The 20,364-nt window shown below is 34.9% G+C and carries 12 protein-coding genes and 1 other annotated feature; of the genes, 8 read left to right on the top strand and 4 right to left on the bottom strand.

Going from position 1 to position 20,364, the window contains the following annotated elements:
- Nucleotides 1-119: 119 nt before the first annotated feature.
- The 5 genes from BK137_RS20615 to BK137_RS20595 all read left to right on the top strand — a co-directional run bounded on the left by BK137_RS20615 (nt 120) and on the right by BK137_RS20595 (nt 5,841).
- Complete coding sequence (locus BK137_RS20615) at nt 120-407, top strand: hypothetical protein (protein ID WP_038179828.1); 288 nt, start codon at nt 120-122, stop codon at nt 405-407.
- 671 nt (nt 408-1,078) lie between these two features.
- Nucleotides 1,079-2,539 carry a 4-hydroxyphenylacetate 3-monooxygenase, oxygenase component gene (gene hpaB, locus BK137_RS20610; protein ID WP_038179826.1) on the top strand — a complete coding sequence of 487 codons (1,461 nt, stop codon included), beginning with the start codon at nt 1,079-1,081 and terminating at the stop codon, nt 2,537-2,539.
- Between the two features lie 166 nt (nt 2,540-2,705).
- Nucleotides 2,706-3,518 (top strand): ComEC/Rec2 family competence protein, encoded by an 813-nt coding sequence (locus tag BK137_RS20605; protein WP_162148705.1) that lies wholly within the window; start codon nt 2,706-2,708, stop codon nt 3,516-3,518.
- Between the two features lie 137 nt (nt 3,519-3,655).
- A complete protein-coding gene (locus BK137_RS20600) occupies nt 3,656-4,351 on the top strand; it encodes a YqjF family protein (protein WP_038179824.1) in 696 nt (231 codons plus the stop codon).
- A 515-nt stretch (nt 4,352-4,866) separates the two neighbouring features.
- Nucleotides 4,867-5,841 (top strand): nuclease-related domain-containing protein, encoded by a 975-nt coding sequence (locus BK137_RS20595; protein WP_081730013.1) that lies wholly within the window; start codon nt 4,867-4,869, stop codon nt 5,839-5,841.
- Between the two features lie 259 nt (nt 5,842-6,100).
- On the opposite strand, the gene brnQ is transcribed toward BK137_RS20595, so the two are convergent.
- Nucleotides 6,101-7,426, bottom strand: coding sequence for a branched-chain amino acid transport system II carrier protein (gene brnQ / locus BK137_RS20590; protein WP_038179820.1), 1,326 nt, complete (start codon nt 7,424-7,426; stop codon nt 6,101-6,103).
- A 68-nt stretch (nt 7,427-7,494) separates the two neighbouring features.
- Nucleotides 7,495-7,746 (bottom strand) — a binding site (T-box leader).
- Nucleotides 7,747-7,973: 227 nt separating this feature from the next.
- On the opposite strand from brnQ, the gene BK137_RS20585 reads away from it, so the two are divergent.
- The gene (locus BK137_RS20585) at nt 7,974-8,561 is read left to right on the top strand and encodes a restriction endonuclease (protein WP_038179818.1); all 588 of its coding nucleotides are present in this window, start codon (nt 7,974-7,976) and stop codon (nt 8,559-8,561) included.
- A gap of 337 nt (nt 8,562-8,898) precedes the next feature.
- On the opposite strand, the gene pruA is transcribed toward BK137_RS20585, so the two are convergent.
- Nucleotides 8,899-10,446: an L-glutamate gamma-semialdehyde dehydrogenase gene (gene pruA, locus BK137_RS20580; protein WP_038179896.1), complete on the bottom strand. Its 1,548-nt coding sequence runs from the start codon at nt 10,444-10,446 to the stop codon at nt 8,899-8,901.
- 139 nt (nt 10,447-10,585) lie between these two features.
- Here pruA and BK137_RS20575 point away from each other — a divergent pair, with 139 nt between their 5' ends.
- Nucleotides 10,586-11,908, top strand: a complete 1,323-nt coding sequence (locus BK137_RS20575) for an AAA-type ATPase lid domain-containing protein (protein WP_038179815.1) — start codon at nt 10,586-10,588, stop codon at nt 11,906-11,908.
- A gap of 29 nt (nt 11,909-11,937) precedes the next feature.
- On the opposite strand, the gene BK137_RS20570 is transcribed toward BK137_RS20575, so the two are convergent.
- Nucleotides 11,938-12,909, bottom strand: a complete 972-nt coding sequence (locus tag BK137_RS20570) for a proline dehydrogenase family protein (protein WP_038179812.1) — start codon at nt 12,907-12,909, stop codon at nt 11,938-11,940.
- A 1,166-nt stretch (nt 12,910-14,075) separates the two neighbouring features.
- Nucleotides 14,076-14,153, bottom strand: a complete 78-nt coding sequence (gene sda / locus BK137_RS23030; protein ID WP_412104674.1) for a sporulation histidine kinase inhibitor Sda — start codon at nt 14,151-14,153, stop codon at nt 14,076-14,078.
- Between the two features lie 1,725 nt (nt 14,154-15,878).
- Here sda and BK137_RS20560 point away from each other — a divergent pair.
- Nucleotides 15,879-20,267: a S8 family peptidase gene (locus BK137_RS20560; RefSeq protein ID WP_143691100.1), complete on the top strand. Its 4,389-nt coding sequence runs from the start codon at nt 15,879-15,881 to the stop codon at nt 20,265-20,267.
- Nucleotides 20,268-20,364: the final 97 nt, after the last annotated feature.

Raw genomic sequence — 20,364 nt, 5'->3', positions numbered from 1 at the left:
TAACATTATGCCTACTTTATATAGCGAAACTAAAAATATATATATATTGAATAGTTATTTTTTACTATTTATGATAAATTAAGAGAGGGGATAAAATTTCTAAAAAGGAGATGGGAGAAGTGAAGTACTATTATCAAGGGGAAGAAATAATCGATTTTAGTGAAATAACAGTCCATATAATTGAGGCAGATCGAAATGAGCAGAGAATGATATATTTAGTTCGAAAATTATTTCAATTCCCGGTAATATTTATTGTTGATGACACTATGAAGACCAATTCTACTTTTGATATGGAAACAACTGAAACGAGACTTCAACGAAAAGACTTACATATGCATATGAAAGAATGGAAAGGGTTTAAAACCCACCATCATTTTATTACAAGACGAAGAAAAAGCGAAAAGTAGGACAAACATTCAATCTACTTGTGTGGAAATGATAAGTTTCCATTATTAAAATTATACGATTACTAATACATAAACTGACTGCAAGAATAATAAGGCTATGTAATTAGTGAAAAAGAATGTAAAAAAAATAGAATCATTAAAAAGTAAACCTCCACATACTCTATTAGGGGGTTTTTTGCTTTTTAAATGAATGTTTATCGAATATGGTAAGTGGTATATAAAAGTTGTTTATACAGTATTCGGGATATATATAGGTATTTATAAATCTGATAGTTTTTTGTTCGTGATAATTTATAATGATAAAAAAACAAGAGTTAAAACAAACTTGAGGAAGAAGTAGCGGTATATACAGATGATAAAATGATATACCTAGGTGATTATGAAGTAAAAGGTTTAGATGGATATAAAGTAGAACGTGTTGGACAACAATATAACTAATTTGGACACAACATCCAAATGGTCCCCATAACTTCGGTTTAGGGGACTTTTTTGTTGAGGATAATTTTTCTTTGAATAGTTTTTTCCTTATTAAGTTATTGAAATTAGGAGTTCCTTAACCGGACAGTAACAATAGTTAGGTCATATTCATAAAATATGACTAAAGAAATAGTTGAATGTATATAACCATACAGCTATTTCACCATTAGCGAGTATAATTTAGGAGTGTGCGTATGACAGCAATAACCGGCAAACAATATATTGACCGAATTAACAAGCTGAAAACAAATGTTTGGGTTGATGGTAAGCAAGTGACAGGTAATATTTCCGAGCACCCTGCTTTCAAGGGAATCATGAAAAGTCAGGCGTCATTATATGAGATGCAACATGATAATTTATTAAAAAGTATCCTCACATATCCATCACCATCTACTGGAAACCCAGTAGGTCTGTCTTATCTACAACCTAAAACGAAAGCGGATTTAGCTAAAAGACGAGAAATGATTCAACAATGGGCAAAATCAAATAATGGAATGATGGGCAGAAGTCCAGATTATATGAATACAACGTTAATGGCGTTTGCATCATCTGCTCAATTTTTAGAAGGGAAAGAAAACTGCTTTCCTGAAAATTTAAGAGGGTTCTATGAGTATGCACGAGAAAATGATATATCGATAACACATACATTTGTGGACCCTCAGGTAAATAGAGGGCAATATTATTTGGAGGCTACAACAGAGCCTATTGCTGCAAGAGTAATAGATAGTAACGATGAAGGTATTATTGTAAAAGGTGCACGGTTGCTAGCAACACAGGGTGGCATTACTGAAGAATTATTAGTGATGTCGGCTGCTGGAATATTGGAGGAGGAAAAGGGGTTTGCCTTTTCGATACCAAGTAACACTAAAGGATTGAAATTTCTATGCAGAGAGTCTTTTGTTGGGGGAGATTCAACATTTAATTATCCATTAAGTTCTCGTTATGATGAAATGGATACGATTGTGGTATTTGATAATGTATTAGTTCCTTGGGAGCGCGTTTTTTATTATAACAATTTGGATGTTTCTAATAACTTTATGATGGCTAGTGCTTTCCAACCTTTCGCATTGCATCAAGTAGCATGTAGACAGATTATAAAAACTGAATTTGTTTTGGGAGTAGTACAATCAATTATCGATACCATTAATATCGGTGAATACCTACATGTTCAAGAAAAGGCTTCTGAAATTATTGTTGCATTGGAAACAATGAAAGCACTGGTCATGAAGTCAGAAGCAGAAGCCAAGTTGGATGAATCGGGCGTTATGAGACCAGATCGTACAACGTTACAAATATCTATAAATGTATTTCCTAAGGTCTATCCGAGATTTGCTGAAATCATTCAAATCTTGGGAGCAAGCGGGTTAATGTCAATCCCAACTGAAAATTCATTCCAATCAAGTATAAGAAAAGATTTAGATCAATATTTGCAATCGAAGGCTGACACTGCAGAAAATCGCGTTAAAATATTCCGTCTAGCTTGGGATATGACTATGAGCTCTTTCGGCACACGACAAACACTATATGAAAGACTGTTCTTTGGTGATCCCGTTAGGCTCTCTAGTCAGTTATATTTTACGTATGATAAGAATCCATATGTACAAAGAGTACAGGAAGTATTGAATTCTAATACCAATCAGCTAAATAATCTTTAATGTACGAATAGTCCCAATAGTAATAACGAAAATCTCCTCATCATTAGATAAGGGGATTTTTTCACGTCATAATTCAACTCATTTAGAGGATACTACACGTACATTAATTCGAAGAAAAAAGGGGAGTGGTGATATGAATCAGTATTTGTCCAAAAGCAAAAGATTGATGTTTCAGTACATAGCAGTGCTGATCATTCTGACTTTAATAAGTTGCTCCTCTTTCCACACGAAAACTGCTGCAAGTAGTGAGACAACATTATTAGATATGACGATTTTTCAAATTGGGAAAGCGGACAGCATGCTTTTAATGTCCGGTGGCAAAACGATATTGATTGATACTGGAGAAGACAAGCATGGTAAAAAAATTGTCGCGTATTTAGAAAAGCATAATATAGAAAAAATTGACTACCTCATTTTGACTCATTTTGATAAAGATCATGTTGGTGGGGCAGATACAATCATCAATAGTGTAGACGTCCAAGAAATTATTACGCCTAATTATAAGCGTAGCAGTATACAGTATCTAGAGTACAAACATGCCATTACAGCAAATCACATCACTCCTAAAGCTTTAACCTCTACGTATTCCTTTACAGCCGGTACCGCTGAATTCACAGTATACCCACCTCAAAAAAGTAAATACAAAATAGAAAATGATTATTCACTTATAGTAAGCGTACAGCATGGAAGCAACAGCTTTTTATTAACAGCAGATGCAGAAGAAGAACGCATGGATGAAATAATGAAACATAGCGTAGTTGAGCATACATTTTTAAAAGTCCCACATCATGGGAAATTTGAAGATAATACATTGGAATTTTATAGCATGGTGAATCCAAAATTCGCTGTCATCACCAGTGGAAGGAAAAGAGCTAAAACAGTTAGCGCCTTGGAGAAATTAGGAACGAAAGTTTTTGTCACAAGAAACGGAACCGTATATGTTAAAAGTGATGGTACTTCGATTAGTATGCAACAATAACAAGGACTTAAAACTTAAACTATGTGCTTCACATAAAAAAACCTCAGCTCTCCAGAGTTTAGGTTTTTTTTACTCGTTTGAATGTATTCATCAAAGGGAATAATAAGCATTGTGAAGTTATTGAAAGGAGTTATGAAATGAACAAAAGATCATGGATCATAACCCAAGAATGGCACGATATATTATTTCTACATTGGCCAGTTCCAGCTGAAGATTTACGTCAATACATCCCATCAGAACTAGAACTCGAGCTCTTTAACAATAAAGCATGGATCAGTTTAGTGTTTTTTCAAGTAAAAGAGAATCGCCCAAGGTTTATACCATCAATACCTGGTATCAGTTCTTTTTTAGAATTAAATGTCCGCACATATGTCACTTATAAAGAAAAGGCTGGCGTATATTTCTTAAGCATAGATGCCAATAATCAACTAATCGCAAAGCTAGTGAATTATAAAAACTTTATGCCTTTTAGACAAGCAAATATTACTTTGAAAAAGAACGAAAATGCAATTACTTTATATAGTAGAAGTAAACATATAGAAACGAATTACGAAACACTAATAGCTTCATATGAACCAATTTCTGGGCCCATCGAACGAAGTCAACTCGAATGTTGGCTTAGCGAACGTTATCACAGCTGGACAAAAATAGACGACCAGTTACTCAGAATAGATAATGACCACACTCCATGGACTTTGCAAAAAGCCGCATATACCATCCATGAAAATTCAATCGCTTCCTATATAAAATATGATGACAAAGAGAATTATCCAATCGCTCACTACTCCAAAATGAAAAAGGCCTACCTTTACCCTCCAGTTAAAGAAACGTAAAATCATTATGTCTTTAGGGGGAAATTAAAGCCTCTAAAGCCGTGAATATTCTGCTAAATAACAAACAGCAGAGTTAGCGCAACAAACAACTGAGATAGTGCAACAAACGGCCGAAATAGTGCAACAAACAATGAAGATAGTGCAATAAATAGATGAGTTAGTGCAACAAAGGGGCGAATTAGCACAACAATCCCAGAAATTCGAGCAGCGATCAAAATCGGCTGCGATCCAATCCTCAAATAACAGCTATTATCGGCAACTATCCAAAACATGATGAAACTAGAGAATTTCTCATTAATAAGCTACCTCAAAACGGAGAAAAGAGGCAAAGTAGGACGTGAATATTCTGCTAAATAACAAAGAGGTGAGATAGCGCAACAAACAGATGAGTTAGCACAACAAACAACGCACTTAACACAACAAACAGCAGAATTAGCGCAACAATCCCCAACTCTCCATTGAAATATTTTCCATATTATGATAGATTCTATCTAACTATAGTTGAGAGGGAGTGAATCTTCATCATTATTACAAGACCTGTTCCGCTACAAATTCAAGCACTCAATCGGCTCCTTTATCGAGTCCCGAACACGCATCATCAAGTCATCAACAGTATACGGCAAGACACCGAGCGTATTTTAGCAGGCTATAAAGGTGAATTGCGCGTTGACCATTTCGTTCAAGAAACTCACTTTAAACTGCCATATGTCTACTTTCCTAATGTTGAATTACAAGTTTCAAAATTTCGCTTTGTACAAATAGACTCGCTCATTATCACTCCAAGCTACATTTGCATATTAGAAGTGAAAAACATGCGAGGTGTATTACGATTCCACGAAAATCCTTTTCAGTTAGTCCAAATAGTAAATGGTGAAAAACGAATATACGAATGTCCACAAAGTCAAATTATTCGTGCAGTATGTAGCCTGAAATATTGGCTTCAAAATAACAAATATGAAATCCCGATTTACTATAAAATTGTCATGCCAAATACCAACACATTTATAAAAAAACGCCCCAAAAAAGTGCAATTACTGTTCAACAAAGAAATCTCCATCTTTCTAGAACAGCTTAACTCTCTCCCACACAAACTCAACGTTGAAGAATTCCGATTGCTTTGCAATCAACTAAAGACACATATCAAGCCCTACAATCCCTTTCCCCTATGTCACAAATACAACCTACAACCTGAAAGTTTAAACACAGGCATGATCTGCCCATGTGGTGCACTGTTAGAGTATTCATCTAGAAGAGGCCAGTGTTGCTCTAATTGTAAAGCACCGAAGCAAGTCATCCTCGAGCAAACTATGCTCGATTGGTTTCAACTGTTTAAACCTACCATCACAAACAAAGAGTGCAGAGAATTTCTACAAATAGAAGATAAATTTACAATATCAAGACTCTTCAAAAAGATGAATTTAACTTCAATAGGGAGTACAAAATCGCGTGTCAATCACTATGATTACAATCAACCGTTATTCAAAAAATAAAACCAGCAAAAGCTGGTTTTTCATGCACAAAATCAAGAAAAACACTGAACATAAAGCCGTGAATATTCTGCTAAATAACAAACAGCCTAGTTAGCGCAACAAAAAACTGTGATAGTGCAACAAACAGCGCACTTAGCGCAACAAACAACAAAGATAGCGCAACAATCAATACTCAACCTACTTTCTGCATCCCAAATCCATTAATTCTACAAATAAAAAGACTACCCAACGAACTGCGGGTAGTCGCTACTATAAAGAATCACTTTCCAACAGGCCTTGAAACATTCACCGGAGATTTGCCCTTAAACAGGAATAGACAAAATCCAATAGCAGTCCCGACAATAGCAGGAATAATCCATCCCAATCCAAGATCTGCAAATGGAAGATAGCTCATATATTTATCTACTACACCAAACGTGAAGCCAAATGCTTTTAGTCCGTCATATAGTGCAACGATTCCAGTAAGTGCCATTGCTGAAATATAAACATACGAAGAACCTTTGAATAACGGATGGAAAAGAGAAATCACGATCAAGACAATTGTTAATGAGTAAGCAGCAACTAAAAAAGGAACGCTTACCAATAAAATTGTACTAAGTCCGAAATTAGCTAACCCGAAACCAATCAATGAAAAGAATAAAGAGATTTTCTTATAACTAAATTTAGGAACTAATGAATTGAAATAGTTTGAACAAGCAGACACCAATCCAACACATGTAGTAAAGCAAGCTAGAACGAAAATAATACCTAATAATAAGTTGCCCCATTGTCCGAACAATAAATAGGAAGCAGAAGATAGAATGTCGCTACCGTTTTCAAATGTACTTGTTCCTGCCATTTTCACACCAATATAGCCTAGTGAGCAATATACAACAGCAAGTAAAGATCCGGCTAAAAGACCCGCTTTCAGCATCTCTCTACGAAGCATTTTACCTTCAGTGGCTCCTTGTTGCTTTAATGTAGTCAAAATAACAATACCGAATGCAAGTGCAGCGAGTGCGTCCATTGTGTTATATCCTTCTAAAAAACCTTTTAGGAAAGGAGTTTGGGCATATTCTGTTGTTGTAGGGGCTAATGCGCCATTTTGTAAACGCACAAAACCTACTACAACTAAAATTATCATACTAAGTAATAGAAGTGGTGTAATAATCTTACCCATCAGATCCATCATTTTACTTTGGTTTAAGCTGACTAAATATACTAAAAGGAAAAATAAAGCCGTAAAGCCGATTAGCGCAAAAGGAGAATCAGATATAAAAGGTTTTAACCCCATTTCGTATGCAAGTGTTGCATTACGTGGGATAGCAAGAAATGGTCCGATTGATAAATATACGATGATAGTAAATACGATTCCGAAAATAGGATGAACGCGACTTGCTAGTGAACGTACTCCTCCTTCAACAAAAGATAGAGCTGTTAATACAAGTAGAGGAAGACCGACAGCAGTTACGATAAAACCAGTAATTGCGAGTGGAAAGTTTGTTCCTGCATTAGCGCCTAAAAACGGTGGGAAAATTAGATTACCGGCTCCGAAGAACATTGAGAATAACATTAATCCAATAAATAAAGTTGTTGATTTTTTCATTTCATTCACTCCTTCAAAATAGTAATCCATATTCAGTGAAAATAGGCACAAAAAAACTCGCCCCTATAAAAAGGGACGAGATTACTCGCGATACCACCCTAATTCCGGAATTTTGTGTTCACAAAAAATCCAGCACTCAGCCACCGTACTATCATACGTGATCCCAAGGTAACGGAGGATTTGCCGGCAAAATTTACATCAGGTTCAATTTTGCTTCTCGGAGATGATTTCAGAAAAGGACTTAAACATCGACTTTCAGCAAGCGTCGACTCTCTATAGATTAAGTGTCCATTCGTACTTATTCTCTTCATCGAATTTGGATATGTTTTATAGCTTATCAGCTTAAAATTTAATTGTCAATATAAAACGAAGAATTAGATAGTTCAGAGAATTGCTAAGGTACTATTACACACGGATGTATCTAATTTATAGGTTTGTAGAATAATTAGTAGTTAAATAGTAACTATTAAATATAATAAAATTACATTTTAAGGTATAATAGGTATATTAGAGTGGGTTGTTAATAGATTTAATGGGAGGGGTTTTAATGCGGAATCGTACGAAAAAGGAACAAAAAATGATTGATGAATTAATGGGACTCTTAGTACTTATAGCGGCGATAATCGGCTGGTTTACTACTAACACTTTGACGGGTGTTTTTGTTGCAGTTGGATTATGTATTATTGTTATTATAATATTCTCGATTTGGAGGTCTATTAGGTTTAACAAGAAGATGAAGGAATCTGGGATACAAGAAATCGATAAGATGACTGGAAGGCAATTTGAGGAATATGTTGGTACAATATTTAAGAGCCAAGGCTACAAAGTGTCCTATACATCTGCAACTGGAGACTATGGAGCAGATCTAATATTAAAAAAAGAACAGCAAGTTATTGTTGTACAAGCAAAGCGATATAAGCAAACAGTCGGTGTTAAAGCAGTACAGGAGATAATCCCAGCTATTAAGATGTACAATGCAACAGTAGCTTGGGTAATTACGAATAGTACATATACAAAACAAGCCTTAATACTCGCAAAAAAGAATCATGTCCGGATGATTGAAAGAGATGAACTAATCAAGATGAGTTTAGATATGAAAAATAGGAATGTGAAACTGGAGCTCAAGACTGATTAATCCAATCTACGCAATAAAATATGTTTGTAATAAATTGGATTTTTTTATGAAAATAATAATATGTTGAAATCTCATTGATTACATTAGTATCCTGAACACTAAATAATGGATAATTCTAAAATAACTTGAACGATGGTACAAATGTTACTATTACTCAAGTTATTTTTATTTTTAAATACAAATTACAACGGAAATATCATAATAATTTTTCCGCTTCACAAAAATTTCGGGCAATCCTAATCATTAATAATTTTATGTAAAACAAAAACTCGACGCATGAATTATCACACGTCGAGCGTAAAAAACTAGAGTTTCTTCTATTATATTTTAGAAAAAATTATAGTGTTTCTGAAGTTGTTTTTGCTTGCATATGAAGTTGTAAATAATCAGGACCGCCAGCTTTTGAATCTGTACCTGACATATTGAAACCGCCGAATGGTTGGTATCCTACGATAGCACCAGTACAGCCACGGTTGAAGTACAAGTTACCAACATGGAAGCGTTGACGTGCGTATTCGATGTTAGCACGATTTTTTGAAATGACAGCTCCAGTTAAACCATATTCAGTGTCATTAGCAATTGCGATTGCTTCTTCGAAATTAGAAGCTTTAGAAATAGCTACAACTGGTCCGAAGATTTCTTCTTTCATAATACGTGCTTCAGGAGATACATCAGCAAATACTGTTGGTTGAACGAAATAGCCTTCTGATTGGTCTGCAGTACCTCCAGCGATTAAGCGACCTTCTTCTTTACCAATTTCGATGTAGCTAGTAATTTTATTGAATGCAGCTTCATCAATAACTGGTCCAGTATAGTTAGTAGGATCTACAGGATTACCGACTTGTAATGCTTTTGTTAATTCCTCAACACGTGCTACTACTTCATCATAAACTTCATCCACAATTACTACACGTGAACATGCTGAACATTTTTGACCACTAAAGCCGAATGCAGATTTAACGATAGATTGAGCAGCTAATTCTAAATCAGCCTCTTTATCTACTACAATCGTATCTTTACCGCCCATTTCAGCTATAACACGTTTAATCCAAATTTGCCCTTCATTTACTACAGAAGCACGTTGATTGATACGAAGACCAACATCACGAGAACCAGTGAAACTGATGAAACGAGTAAGCTTGTGATCTACTAAATAATCGCCAACTTCAGCACCTGAACCTGGGATGTAGTTAACAACACCTGCTGGAAGTCCAGCTTCTTCTAATACTTCAATGAATTTGTAAGCAACAACCGGTGTTGTTGAAGCAGGTTTTAAAAGTACAGTGTTACCAGTAACAACTGCTGCTACCGTAGTACCAGCCATGATTGCAAATGGGAAGTTCCAAGGAGAGATGATGACACCAACACCTAAAGGAATGTAGTCATAGCGGTTAAATTCTCCAACGCGACTTTCAACTGGTTGACCATCTTTAATCGCTAACATTTGGCGACCATAATACTCAAGGAAATCGATTGCTTCAGCAGTATCAGCATCAGCCTCATTCCATGGTTTACCAGCCTCGAATGTTAACCAAGCAGAGAATTCGTGTTTACGACGGCGGATGATTGCAGCTGCTTTAAATAAAATATCAGCTCTTACTTCAGCTGGAGTATATTGCCATTCCCCAAAGGCAGTATGTGCAGCTTGCATTGCTTTTTCAGCTAATTCTTGGTCAGCTTTTGATACAACACCAACTAATTCTGATTTCTTAGCAGGATTGTAAGATGAGATTTTTTGCTCAGTTGTTACTTTTTCACCGTTTATGATTAAAGGATATTCTTGTCCTAGTTGTTCATTTACTTGTTGTAATGCAATTTGATATGCATCTGCATGCTCTTTCGAAGTGAAATCTGTAAATGGTTCATGTTTGTATGGAATCATTATTTTTTCTCCCCCTAAGTTGTAAGGTGCAAAATGAGTTTGCACTTTTCTGAAAAGTATATATATAATAATGCAATATCATTTGGCATATTACAATAAAAATATTCGAAAAATTATAAAAAACTTAAAGGGGTCTATAAAATTGGAATTAAATGGTCTGCTTCAAGTGTATGAATTTATTACAGAAATGAGTGATATCGGTATTAGTGCAATCGATGCCAATGGAATGCCGGTAATTTATAATAAAAAAATGAAAGAGCTTGAGGGTATAACAGATGTGGAGGTTAAAAAACGCTCTGCAAGGGAAATTATTAATTTTGAAGCTGAAGAGAGTCTATTGCTACAAGTGTTACATAAAGGTCAACCGATTAGGAATCATAAAAAAACTTTCTGGAATCGAAAAGGGCAGGAAATTACGACGATCAATAATATATTGCCAATTGAAAAAGAGGGGAGAATTCTTGGAGCAGTAGAATTTGCTAGAGATATTTCTACACAAGAATTCATGATGTATCAGCCACTTCGACGTTATGGTCAACCTTTAACATTTGAAACAATTACAGCTGTTTCAGCATCAATGAAAAACGTAATTTCAACAGCAAAAGTAGCTGCGACTAGCCGTATTTCGGTAATGCTCATAGGGGAATCAGGAACGGGTAAGGATATGATTGCTGAAGGAATACACCATTCACTTTCAATGCCAAATGAGCAGTTTATTACACTCATTTGCAGAAGAGACGAAGAAGCAGTAATTGCACAACTAGAAAAATATATAACTGAAAATAATAACATTACTTTTTTCGGTGAACGGATTGAGTATTTATCAATGTCAGCACAGGAAAGAATCGTAGAATTATTGAAAATCCATGAAACAAAGAATCACGTCTTTATAGCTAGTATTGGTGGAGACCCTATTGAACTTATTAGTGATGGTAAGCTATCGAAAAGTTTATACTTTTTCTTCTCATCACTTACAATCCGTGTTCCCTCAATCAGAGAACGGAAAGAAGATATTATGCCATTTGTGAATGATTACTTTTCGAGACATCGACAAGACTTTGGCTCTTTTGTGCAGGGACTAACGGATGAAGTGGAAGAAATCTTTTTGTCATATGACTGGCCAGGAAACTTGAAGGAACTAGAAGTGTTATTAGACGAAATAGCATCTCTTATTACTACTGAGGAAAGTATTACTTATGAGATGTTACCAGCATATTTCCGATGGAAGGTTCAAGATATTCATCGTCAGGAAAATAATGTGCAAAGTGAATTGTTTATCGTTCAAACAGTTAAGGATCTCCGCCCACTCGACCAATATATCCGTGAAGTAGAGGACTATTATGTGGTGAAGGCACTTGAATTTTTTGGTGGTAATGTCTCAAAAACTGCAAAAGAGCTGGGTTTGAAAAGACAAAGTTTACAATATCGCATGAAGCGAATGAAAGATGCTGATGAGAAAAAATAAAAAAATCCCGCCTTTTGAGCGGGATTTTTTTATTTGCGTTTTGATAGACGACCAACGATGAATGCTGATGCAGCTAAGCCAATCGCAGTATTTGTTTTTTTATTGAAAACTTGTTTTGTAACAAGTGTTAAGTTTTGAGGACGCTCTGCTAAACGGCGCATAAAGTATCCATACCAATCACGACCAAATGGAACATAAGTACAGAAGTTATAGCCTTCTTTTGCTAATTGAAGTTGCATATCTTTACGGAAACCATAAAGCATTTGGAACTCAAATTTATCATTTGGAATATTATTTGTTTTAACAAATTGTTTTACATGGTTAATGACACGGTGATCATGTGTTGCGATTGAAGTGAATTTACCATTCAGTAAGTGATACTCAATCAATTTAATATACTTTGCATCGATTTCAGCTTTATCTTGATAAGCAATATTTGCAGGTTCTTTATAAGCACCTTTTACGATACGTAAACGATAGTTTTTATATTTTTCGATATTTTCATCAGATTCATGGAAGTATGCTTGAATAACGGTACCGATATTTTGATGTTCATTATTTAGCTGCTCCATCAACTCAAAAGAAGGATGTAAGCGATCATAATTCTCCATATCAAAGTTTACGAAAATACCGTATTGATCAGCTAGAGCAACAATTTCTTTTAAATTTTCATAACAGAAGTCAATATCAATGTCTAAACCTAACTGTGAAGGTTTTAAAGAGATATGAGCATCTACCCCATGATCATGAATTGCTTGAATTAATTCTAAAATTTGATTTTTAGCAGCGATAGCTTCTGATTTTTCAAAAACAAATTCACCCAAGTTATCAACTGTACATGCAATACCATGATTATTTAATTCTTTAATACTATCAATCGTTTCTTTAATATTAGTACCGGCTACTACACTTTGTGCCCCCATCTTTAAACCGTATCTTTGAGCAGCTGCATTTAGTGTGCGATTTTCGGATAAATACATAAAAAAGTCTCTTAATATCATAAAAAATCTCTCCCCATCATTTGTGAACTAAATTCCAAGCGATTATATCATAAAATTTCAAATTGCAAGAGTTTTCTTTTAAAATAAATTTTGACAAAAGAGATAATTCAGATAAAAAATTTCATCAAAAATAGTTATAAAATAAGAGTATTAGATATATAAAGTAAGTCCCTATTATAAATTTGTAAAAAACAAGATTTTTCAAAACAGACTAATACATTTTTTTATATTAGTTAGTTTTTGAATCTGAAACCTACCTTAGCAATCAATAAAATTAATAAACATTTGCTACAATTTGAAAATTTTTCAGTAAATCAAAGAAAGTAGTTCATTCATTACAGAAAACATAAGTTTATAATGTGATACTAATATAATAATGTGAGCCGTTAAATTGTATTGAATTATGTATGGTCGTGAAACCAATTGCAATAGATATGACTTGTAGGGGATTAGTAGAAAAATAAGCGTGACTATAACGATTTATTTGATATGACTGTTGAATTAAGGATGTTTTTAAATAAATAGGTCAAAATTTATTAATAGAAAAATTAGAAGAGTTACAGAAGAAATAGTACTTTTGTATAAACTATTTAAGGATAATTTATGGAAGGGGAATTATAAGAAGATCTTGCTAGTTTATATCTGAAATTATTAGAGAAGAGTAGATTGAATCTAACTGCACATACATACGTTTTTCGTCATTCAGTTTCATGTTGAGGTATTAAAATGAGTAGACAATGCTCTTGAAGAATTGACAGGGTAATAGGACAAGGTTACTCTGTCAATTTTGTATACATAGTAGCTGAATCTAATATTGTCCAGATATCTTTATCAAGTCCATACATTCTACGTATTTTCGCTTTTGTATGAAGTTTATTACTTGGAAACACTATTTTCAACTAATAACACTATTTTTTTGAATCTTCAAAGGAAATAGTGCCATCTTTAATGAGTTTCCGAATAATTAGCAGATAAACTATCAATAATGGGACACAGGGTAATAGGTCACTTTATAAGTATATCTAAAAGTTGAAATATATGACGATCTTTAAAAGGATCTCTAATTTAACTTGGTGTTCAAACGAAGAAATAAATAGCTACTTATATTGAAATGACTATTAAGAATAAGTAAAGCTAACGCAACATTTTTATAATGCTGTATTAGTTTAACACGGGACTTTTTTAATTAGAGAGCGACGCATAATTTCAATTTTTAATAAGTAAATAAATTCTGGGTTTAACATGCTAGTAGTTGCCGTAACATAAGCTTTAATCAGTAAATCGTCTGATAATTTACTCACGAATTAGTTCACCTCCATATTTTTGTGAGTCTAGTTCTAAATCAAAATAAGATGGAATATATTGATAGTTAACTTTGCTATAAATAATGTAGCAAATTGCTTTGCTCAAAACAACCACCCCTTTATCCACAGGTTTTGGTGGATAATTTGTGATTAACTTATGGATATATTGGGGGAATATAGAAGTGCCGGTGTGTATAGTGTGCATAAAGTTATCCACAGTTGTCTAGACAATTAAAATTTGTCGAAACATTTTTCTGAATTGTCAGCTTTTCGTTGGTATTTCGAGTTGAATTGACAACTTAAATGGAATTTTTAATCATGAAAATAGAGTTATTAAACGTTCTCAAATTAGCTGAGCGCTAGAATTCACTAATAGTAAGATGTGAATATTCTGCTAATAATTAATTTAGATGTTCATTATAATTAATAGTCATAATATTACAAAATTTAAGGTTTTAGCATAAAGGTTTTTATGTTTTCCTCAACAGTCATTGTTTTTAGGCATTAAACCTACATATCCATTCCTATTAAGGTTCAAATAACATAAATAACATTAATTTTCGTAAAATTCTGTCGATTTTAATTTATTTTTTAAAACGTTGAAAGAGGTTATTTTTTACCAGTATTAAACCAATTGAAAAATGTTTACTTGAATAAAATTACAGAGTAATAGACATGCTTAATTAAGGTTTCAACAAATTAAAGTTATTGTAAAGAAATCAGTATTAAAACAATCTCCTAATCTAAAAATTAGGGGGTTTTTTATTGCATTATCCCCATTCTTTTTTAAAAATATCATGAAAATCATTAATAAATGATCCATTTAATAAATAAAGAGTCTTTTCAAATGTAGAGTTTATCCATTAAATAAATATCGACTCTTACCTCATCTATAAATTATCTGTACATAAATTTTGAATGAGTTCTTATATCTTTTTTTAGCATTCCTAGATAAAAAAATAGGATTGCTTGTTTTTAAGGCTATCCTTTCATTTTATTGTGGTTAGGATATTAGTCCTTTGAAAATGCAATGCATAAATTGATGTTTCAAATTTTAATGAATATGAAAATAAGCAAATAAAGACCTTATGGATTTGGATGAAAATGTAGTGATAACTCTTTATTATCAAGAGTTTATGTGGAATTAATATACAGTGAAAAGACAACGAAATTAAAAATAGAGATAATTATTTAGTACTATTCATTGATTTTGAAATTTAACAGACATATTGCCCTCTTTTTTATTTTATAGGTGTATTTAGGCATTTTACAATTAATCTGAAAATCTAATAAATTTAACATAAATATATTAAATGCGTAGAAATATTGTTACATCAACATTTCTACGCACTTTTTATAAATAGCTACAAAGCATTGAAATGATTTTTCGAGGACTTAAGACCTGTAATCTAATAGTAAATTACTATTATTTATAAAAATGGAGAAAAAAATCGATAAAAAATGACAAAAATTTGAATTGTAATCTTATATAGTTGTAGTTACAACTAGAGATTGATATTTAGCACCATTGATTCTGTTTACCTAAATGTCTGTTTGGGAAAGGAGGCAAAGGTGTTTTTCTTTGGTCTTTTTTTGGTGACTTAAAAAGGCTATCAGCTTCTAACAAAAAACAAATATCTTTATAAAATTAGGGGAGGAATGAAAATGAGGAAAAAAAGTAGTTCTGTCAAAGCATTTAGCATCGCTGCATCTGTACTCATGGCATTTTCTTTAGTCGCTCCAAATGTTGCTAGTGCAAAAACGACTGATAAGCTTCATCAATCTTTCAGAGATTCAAGTTCTAACACAACTCTCGTGAAAGACAAGTTAAGCGATCGATTACTCAATAATTTTAAAGATGATGACAAGGTAACATTCCTTATCAAATTCAAGGAAAAATCTACTGCAAATAAAGTAGCTAATGAAGCGAAGAAAAACGCAAAGGCAGATAAAATGACGGCCCATCAAGCTAAGCTCGCTCAACGATCTGCAGTTGTATCTGATTTAAAGGCAACTTCACTTGAATCACAAGAAACAGTCAAAGAATTCCTTGAACAAGAAGAGAAAAAAGGGAATGCAAAAGATATCACATCTTACTATATCGTTAATGGGATGGCTGTTACGGCAACAAAAGAGATTGCTGAAAAAGTGGCGACATTTGCAGAAGTAGAAAAAGTATTACCAAATGAAAAACGTCAATTATTTACAACAAAGACAAAAGAGACTCCTGCACCTAAATCAAAAACTGCAAATGTTGAGTGGAACGTTGAACGTGTTAAAGCACCTCAAGTTTGGGCAAAAGGAATTGATGGAACAGGAACAGTGGTAGCAAGTATTGATACTGGTGTGCAATGGGATCACCCGGCATTAAAGCAAAAATATCGTGGTTTTAATGCATCTAATGGACAAGTTTCACATGACTTCAACTGGTTTGATGCAACTGTTGGACGCACCACTCCGTATGATGATATTGGACATGGTACACACGTAACAGGAACAATGGTTGGTAGTGAACCAAATGGATCTAACCAAGTTGGGGTTGCACCTGGTGCGAAATACATTGCGGTCAAAGCATTTACATCAGAAGGTGGTACAGATGCGGATCTATTGGCAGCGGCACAATGGATTCTAGCGCCAACTGATGCTAATGGAAATGCACGTGTTGATATGGCTCCTGATATTGTGAATAACTCTTGGGGTGGTGGTCCAGGTCTTGATGAATGGTACCGAGATGTAGTGCTCAATTGGCGTGCTGCAGAAATTTTCCCTGAATTCTCGGCAGGTAACACAACGAGAACGAATCCAGGTGGACCGGGTTCTGTTGCTGCACCAGCTAATTACCCAGAGGCATTTGCAACTGGGGCAACTGATATTAATAACAAAGTAGGAAGTTTCTCACTTCGTGGACCATCGCCATATGATCAAATCAAGCCAGACATTTCAGCACCTGGTGTGAACATTCGATCAACTGTTCCAGGTAGTGGCTATGAAGGTGGCTGGAATGGAACATCGATGGCTGGCCCAGCGGTATCAGGGGTATTAGCTCTTCTTCGTCAAGTAAATGCGAACTTAACAGTTGATGAAATGGAACAAATTCTACTTGATACAGCAATTCCATTAACTGACTCTGAATATCCACAAACACCAAATCATGGCTATGGTTATGGATTAGTAGATGCTCAGGCAGCAGTTTCTTCAATAATTACTGGTCTAGGTACGTTAAAAGGTCAAGTGACAAAACAAGGTGATGACAATGAAGCGCCAGTACTAAAACATAAAAGTCCTGTAGAAGCATTTGCAGGGATGGATTTAGATTTGACAGCTTCAGTAACAGATAACATTAGTGTTTCATCTGTTATCTTAAATTACAAAGACGTTAATGGTGCTTGGAAAGCAATTACTGCAACTCATAAATCAGGCGATTATAAATCAGGGGAGTTCGGTGTAACGATTCCTGGTGAAGCGATTAAAGTAGATTCATTCAAGTACAAGTGGACAGTCAATGACTTCGGTAATAACGAAGTGAATAGTGAAGAATATGTAGTACAAGTAAAACCTGGTATCACAGTAGGGTACTTTGAAAACCTAGAAAAACAACCTACTGGCTGGACTTCGTTTGGCAATAAAAACAGCTGGGAGTGGGGAACACCAACGTCTGGTCCAGGAAAAGCTGCATCTGGTGAAAAAGTGTATGCTACAAATTTAGCTGGTAACTATGACAGCCAAATGAACGCAACACTCGTGATGCCTCCAGTTGATTTACCACAAGGCCATTCTTATTTACAGTTCAAACAATGGCATAACTTCGAGGAATCTACATCGGGAAGAGCTTGGGATTATGGACATGTCTTTGTCTCAACAGATAGAGAAGAGTGGACACAAGTAATGATGGTTCAAGGTGCTTCAAACGGTTGGAAAAATGCAGAAGTTGACTTATCAGCTTATGCAGGTCAACGCATCTACATTGGTTTTAATGCTTTCTCTGATGGAAGTGTTAATAAAGAAGGTTGGTATATTGATGATATCGGGTTAGTGGATGTCTCACAAACAGGTAAAGTGTCTAAAGATAAGGACAAAAACAAAAATGTAAATGGCAATAAATCTAATAACGCTAGCGATAAAAATAGCAGTAACAAAGGAAATGTAGGAAAAGATAAAGATAAAGAAGCTATGAAAGAGTGGGTTGATCCTAAGACTATTCGTCCGGTATTGCCTACAAAAGAAAAACCATCGGTAGAAGAAGCTATTGTGAATCCAACGCTTTTACCTTTAGGTGCTCAAGTAAGTATTCTTGAATCTGGCCGTTCAGTGTATTCAAATCCTGCTGATGGTTCATATTCATTAACACATGGTGCCGGAACATTCACTGCGAAAGCAGAAGCTTATGGGTTCACATCTAAACAGCAATCTGTTTCGATCGAAGCAGATGGCATGGCAACTGCAAACTTCACATTGAATGAAGTTGCACAAAATACAGTGAGTGGTAAAATCACTGACAAATCAACAGGTGAAGGCGTAGCAGGAGCAACTATCTTACTAGTTGAAGATGCCAATATTACGCCAGTTACTACAGACGCAAAAGGTAACTATTCATTGACTGCATATGAAGGAGACTACACATTAAAAGTTGTTGCTCGTGGCTTCTATAGCCAAGAAACAACTATTAAAATTGGCCAACAAGCTACGACTCAAGATATTGAGTTAAAACCTTTCTACACTTATCCGGGTGGCGAAATTGGCTATGATGATGGTACTCCTGAAAATGCACGTGCATTTAATGCAGCTGGAAACGCTTGGGCGGTGAAAATGTCTCTTCCTGAAGGAAAGGAAAACGGCATTGTAACTGATGGCGTATTCCGATTCTGGGACACTGAATGGCCAGTTCCAGGTGGTACTGCATTCGCAGTTGAAGTGTGGGACGCGACTGGAGCTGATGGATCACCTGGTAAGAAAATTGCGGGGCCGATTGATGCAACAGCTCTACGTAATGGTGATTGGACAGTTGTTGATTTAAGTGATCACAATATTATTGTAAAAGGCGATTTCTACATGGTATATCGTCAAACGTTTGCTAGTCCGAATACACCTGGACTTGCAACAGATGAAAGCGGAGAAAATGCGGGACGTAGCTACCAAGGTGTTTCCGATGCTTGGTCACCATCACCTGCTGAAGAAGGTAACTACATGATTCGTGCTCGTGTAAGTTATGAAGTACAGGGGCCAGTTATAACTTCACCAGCAACAAAATCAGTGACAAATGAAGCATCAACAAAAATCGAAGGAACAGCTTCACCGACAACAACGATTAAATTAAAACAAAATGATCAAGAGGTTGGAACGGCAGTCGTTGGAGCAGATGGTAAATTCTCAATCGATGCTAAATTATCAGAGGGTTCAAATGAATTCGTAGCAGTAGCAACTCTTGATGAGCGAGTAATAGGGGAATCGGAAGCTGTCACTGTTGTATTAGACACGATGAAACCTGAACTGAAAATCGAAAGTCCGCTTGACGGGGATAAAACAAATCGTGAGTCAGTAACAGTTGAAGGTACTGTCGATGATGCGAATCTAGATTGGGTCCGTGTAAATGGAAAAGACGCACCTGTGGTCAACGGAAAATATTCAAAACGTATTCTTCTCGACAATGGTGTAAATGAAATTAAAGTAGTAGCTAGCGATAAAGCGAACAATAAAGTAACAAAGAAAATTAGCATCACAGCAAATTACGATGCACCAGTCATTGAAAATTTAACACCAGTAGAAGACCTTAATTTGGAAACAGGGAAAAGTGTTAAAATTGAATTTGATAGTGCAGCAGGATTAAAAGCTACTTTCGTCATCCATATGCCGCTAACAAATGTTAATGGACAAATTCAAAATGCGACTGAGCTTCCTATGTCAGAACAAGCAGACGGTCATTACGTAGGCTATTGGACAGTACCATCAGGAACAGTAGCTAAAGGAGCAGTAATCGAAGTAAAAGCTGTTGACAATTTCAAAAATGAAACACGTCAAGAAGCGAAGGGTAAACTGTATATCAATGTTGAGAAATAAACGCTATTGAGTATTGAACCCCCTATCTCTTTTGAGAAGGGGGTTTTTAGCATCTTTCTGAAAATTGATCTTGCTGGAGTGATAACATCTTTTTGAA

This window comes from Viridibacillus arenosi (genome assembly GCF_001955655.1).
Classification (GTDB): Bacteria; Bacillota; Bacilli; order Bacillales_A; family Planococcaceae; genus Viridibacillus; species Viridibacillus arenosi.
Note: the sequence above shows the minus strand (reverse complement) of the source record. Positions and strands in the feature narration are given on the sequence as shown.